The 4,213-nt window shown below is 67.3% G+C and carries 4 protein-coding genes; all 4 read right to left on the bottom strand.

Going from position 1 to position 4,213, the window contains the following annotated elements:
- Positions 1-671: 23S rRNA (cytidine(2498)-2'-O)-methyltransferase RlmM (rlmM, locus tag AC1DQP_RS17440; protein ID WP_478052092.1), on the bottom strand; the 671-nt coding region annotated here is incomplete at its 3' end.
- Positions 672-695: 24 nt separating this feature from the next.
- A complete protein-coding gene (locus AC1DQP_RS17435; RefSeq protein WP_256774965.1) occupies positions 696-1,256 on the bottom strand; it encodes a nucleoside deaminase in 561 nt (186 codons plus the stop codon).
- 111 nt (positions 1,257-1,367) lie between these two features.
- On the bottom strand, positions 1,368-2,030 hold the full coding sequence (locus tag AC1DQP_RS17430; RefSeq protein ID WP_478052091.1) for a hypothetical protein: 663 nt from the start codon (positions 2,028-2,030) through the stop codon (positions 1,368-1,370).
- A 51-nt stretch (positions 2,031-2,081) separates the two neighbouring features.
- Entirely contained in the window at positions 2,082-3,830 is a 1,749-nt protein-coding gene (locus tag AC1DQP_RS17425; RefSeq protein ID WP_478052090.1) for a glutamine--tRNA ligase/YqeY domain fusion protein, read from the bottom strand.
- Positions 3,831-4,213: the final 383 nt, after the last annotated feature.

Raw genomic sequence — 4,213 nt, 5'->3', positions numbered from 1 at the left:
ACCCAGGTCCAGCCACCGGGTGCAGCGCCCAGGTCGGCCGCGCGCATGCCCGGCTTGACCAACAGCTCGCGCTCTTCCGGGGTCATCAAGGTCAGCAGCGCCTCCTCCAGCTTCAACGCCGAACGCGAGGGCGCGTCGGGCAGCAGCTTCAGGCGCGGGATGCCCAGCACCCACGGCGCGCTGTCACGGGTATCGGCCACGCACACGAAGGCATGGCGACCGTCGACGAAGACGATGTGCAGGCGCGGCAACCCGGTGTTGGGCTTGTCGGTCAGCAGGCCGGCCTTGCGCAGCGCCGGACGCAGCGCGTTGCCGAACGCGCGGGCCAGGCCGGCCAGCGGCTTGCCTTCATCCGAATCGGGGTGCTCCACCCACATGTCGCCGAAACGCTGCTGGCCCTGCAGCGCGGCGATGATCGGGGTGATGCGGTCGGCCGCATCCAGTTGCGGCAGTTCGGCCAGCACCACCATCTTCTGCCGGGCGAAGATCAGCGAACGCCACGGCAATGCCTTGGACAGCGCCGCGCCTTCGTCGGTGGCAAACAGCACATAGCCGTCGTTGCGCTGGGTGCGCGCATAGCCGGCGATGCCGGCGTAAGCGGCGCGCTCGGACAGTTCGCCCGCCAGTTCCGGCTCGAAGCCCTGCCGGCACAGGCACAGCAGGCCGGTCATACAATCGCGCCCGAAGCGCAGCGGTCAGTAATGCGCACCGTTGGTTTCTCCATACTGGCGCAGTACCGCGCGCGCAGCGTCGCGCTCGATGTCGCGCACGACCTCGATGCCACGCTTGTTGAGTTCACCGACCCAGTCCGCCGGTAGCGGGCCTTCGTCGAAGGCGGTCAGTTCTTCCACGTCCTGCGCGCTGGCACCGATCAACAGCCGGTCGATGCCGGCCCAGACGGTGGCGCCGTAGCACTGGCAGCACGGCTGCGACGAGGTGGCCAGGGTGATCGGGCTCAGCACATCGTTCAGCCGCGGGGTCTGCAGGCGCTGCTGGGCCAGCATGTAGGCCATGTTCTCGGCATGCGCCAGCGAGGTGTTGTGCGGCACCACGCGATTGACGCCGGCGGCGATGACGCGGTCATCCGGGCCGAACACCACCGCGCCGAACGGACCGCCGGTCTGCGCCTCGACATTCAGGCGCGACAGCGCGATGGCCAGCGCGACCTTGGCGGCGTCACCGGGATAGGCACGGCCCAGGTCGATCTGGTCGTGGATCCAGGCGGGCAGGGTGAGATGGACTTGCGCGTACAGCATCGGGACGTAGGCCTCTTCAAAGGTGGAGCAGCGGCAGTGTATCGGGCCGCCCGGGGGGATGCCGTGCCCGCGCTGAACGCGGCCACGTGAAAAAGGGGGCGAGGGGGGTGATCAGGGCGGGAGGGACGCATCCAGCGCCCGCAGCTGGTGGCGATACCGTGTCACCGCGACCTGCTGGTTCGGGTCGCCATCGTTGGCGTCGATGAACGCCTGCATCGCCTGCCGGTAGTCCTGCGCGAACGCGGGATTGCCGGGGCTGAAACGGTACTTCCGCTCGGCGACCTCCACGACCTCGCGTGCCGCCAACCGTTGCCGGGCCTGCCCGTGTGCCGACGACTCGGTAAGGATCACGATGTTGCGCGGGTAGCCGGGCACGTACTTCAGTTCGAACACCTGGTTTACACCAGGTACCTGGATCTCGTTGCGCAGCGGCCACAGGGAGACGGTGTGGGTGAACAGCGTTGTCTCCACATCCCGGCCGTCACGGGTATGCACGATGGCCTCGTAGCGCCAGATGGGCTGCTCGTTGAGGCGGGAGTTGGTCTCCTCGCTGCGCACGATCACCCCGGTGCCACGCTCGCCCACGGCGTTGAGGAACGCTGCATTGACCATCTGGCCGGCGACGATGTTGAACGTGCCGAGCAGGAACGCGCCGAGCAGCCACAGCATGTTTTCGCGCCACCAGACCAGCAGGCCACCCAGCAACAGGCACACCGGGAAGCTCAGGAAAGGATGCTGGCTGAAGAAATACAGCACCGCCGACAACACGCCCATCGCTTCCTCCTCGAGATGCTGCCACCTGGCAGCAGCATCGTTGTACGCCGGTCAGGCCGACCAGGTATCGCGCAGGGTCACGCTGCGATTGAACACCGGCCGGGCGGCAGTGTGGTCGCGGCGGTCGGCGACGAAGTAGCCGGTACGCTCGAACTGGAACGACTGCTCCGGCGCGGCGCTGGCCGCGGCCGGTTCGACATAGCCGGTGACGGTGCGGCGCGATGCCGGATTGAGGTAATCGCGGTAGGTCTTGCCCTCGGACTCATCGTCCGGGTTGGGCACCGAGAACAGACGGTCGTACAGGCGGATCTCGGCCGGCACCGCGTGCACGGCGCTGACCCAGTGGATGGTGCCCTTCACCTTGCGGTTGGCCCCTTCCATGCCCGGGCGCGACGCCGGATCCAGCCAGCCGCGCAGCTCGGTGATGGTGCCATCGGCGTCCTTGATCACCTCATCGCAGCGGATGATGCCGGCCCCGCGCAGGCGCACTTCGCCTCCCGGCACCAGGCGCTTCCAGCCCTTCGGCGGTACTTCGGCAAAGTCCTCGCGCTCGATCCACAGCTCACGGGCGAATGGCACCTCGCGGGTGCCGAAGGCTTCGTCCTTGGGATGGTTGGAGAAGGTCAGGGTTTCTTCGTGGCCGTCGGGCAGGTTGGTCAGCACCAGCTTGACCGGATCGATCACCGCCATGCGACGCGCGGCAGCCCTGTCCAGGTCTTCGCGGAGCGCGCCTTCGAGCACGCTGAAATCGATCAGCGAGTTCTGCTTGCTGATGCCCACGCGTTCGGCGAACAGGCGCATCGCCGCCGGGGTGTAACCGCGGCGGCGCAGGCCCTGCAGGGTCGGCATGCGCGGGTCTTCCCAGCCGTCCACCAGCTGTTCGGTGACCAGCGCCATCAGCTTGCGCTTGCTCATCACCGTGTAGTTGATGTTCAAGCGCGAGAACTCGATCTGGCGCGGCTTGGCCGCCTCACGCGGCAGGCCGCGATCGACCAGCGGTTGGGTCAGCGCGTGGTTGTGGGCGAAATCGACGTTGTCCACGCACCAGTCATACAGCGGGCGGTGGTCTTCGAATTCCAGCGTGCACAGCGAGTGGGTAATGCCTTCGATGGAATCGCCCAGCGCATGCGCGAAGTCGTACATCGGGTAGATCGGCCACGCACTCCCGGTGTTCTGGTGCTCGACATGCTTGATCCGGTACAGGGCCGGGTCGCGCAGGTTGATGTTGCCGCTGGCCATGTCGATCTTCGCGCGGACGGTGCGCGCACCGTCCGGGAACTCGCCGGCGCGCATGCGTGCGAACAGGTCCAGGTTTTCCTCCACGCTGCGCTCGCGGTAGGGCGACGGGCGGCCCGGCTCGGTCAGGGTGCCGCGGTAGGCGCGCACTTCCTCGGCCGACAGGTCGCACACGTAGGCCTTGCCATCGGCGATCAGCTTCTGCGCGGCCAGATAATAGGCATCGAAATAATCCGAGGCGTGGCGCAGCTCGTTCCATTCAAAGCCCAGCCAGCGCACGTCGTCCTGGATGGCCGCGACATACTCGGGGTCTTCCTTGGCCGGGTTGGTGTCGTCGAAACGCAGGTTGCACACGCCGCCGAACTCACCGGCGATGCCGAAGTTCAGGCAGATCGACTTGGCGTGGCCGATGTGCAGGTAGCCATTGGGCTCGGGCGGGAAGCGCGTCTTGATCGCGGCATGCTTGCCGGCGGCCAGGTCCTCGCGGACGATCTGACGGATGAAGTCCCGTTTTTCCTGGGTTTCCGGAAGGGCGTCGGTGGGGGCGGCAGTAGGCTCGGACATGATGCGCGGTCGCAGTCTAAAAGGCAGAAAGACCAACAGTTTAGCCTGTCGGAGACGCGCCATCGCATTCGCGCTTTCGCCCCACGCTTTGCTGCGCAAACCGCGGGCCCCGTCTCATCACCATCCAGACCCCGGCGCCTTCGGCGCCGCCCCCTGACTCAGGGGGGACGCGCCATCGCATTCGCGCTGCCGCCCCACGCTTTGCTGCGCAAACCGCGGGTCCCGTCTCATCACCATCCAGACCCCCGCGCCTTCGGCGCCGCCCCTGACTCAGGGGGGGCGCGCCATCGCATTCGCGCTTTCGCCCCACGCTTTGCTGCGCAAACCGCGGGTCCCGTCTCATCACCATCCAGACCCCCGCGCCTTCGGCGCCGCCCCCTGAC

It is taken from the genome of Stenotrophomonas sp. P5_A8, from assembly GCF_056400545.1.
This window is presented reverse-complemented; position numbering and strand designations above follow the sequence as displayed.